The following is a 562-nucleotide window of genomic DNA, read 5'->3' as shown; positions in this document are numbered from 1 at the left end:
CATCGAGGTGGCCAGATGCACCGTCGAACGGCTGATGACCAAACTCGGCCTGTCCGGGACCACCCGCGGCAAAGCCCGCAGGACCACGATCGCTGATCCGGCCACAGCCCGTCCCGCCGATCTCGTCCAGCGCCGCTTCGGACCACCAGCACCTAACCGGCTGTGGGTAGCAGACCTCACCTATGTGTCGACCTGGGCAGGGTTCGCCTACGTGGCCTTTGTCACCGACGCCTACGCTCGCAGGATCCTGGGCTGGCGGGTCGCTTCCACGATGGCCACCTCCATGGTCCTCGACGCGATCGAGCAAGCCATCTGGACCCGCCAACAAGAAGGCGTACTCGACCTGAAAGACGTTATCCACCATACGGATAGGGGATCTCAGTACACATCGATCCGGTTCAGCGAGCGGCTCGCCGAGGCAGGCATCCAACCGTCGGTCGGAGCGGTCGGAAGCTCCTATGACAATGCACTAGCCGAGACGATCAACGGCCTATACAAGACCGAGCTGATCAAACCCGGCAAGCCCTGGCGGTCCATCGAGGATGTCGAGTTGGCCACCGCG

The 562-nt window shown here is 63.2% G+C and carries 1 pseudogene; it reads left to right on the top strand.

Annotated elements, in window-relative coordinates:
• Positions 1–562: pseudogene (locus IE316_RS35215) on the top strand (IS3-like element IS6110/IS987 family transposase); the annotation flags it as partial.

The organism is Streptomyces fumanus, assembly GCF_014655295.1.
GTDB lineage: Bacteria > Actinomycetota > Actinomycetes > Streptomycetales > Streptomycetaceae > Streptomyces > Streptomyces fumanus.
Note: the sequence above shows the minus strand (reverse complement) of the source record. Positions and strands in the feature narration are given on the sequence as shown.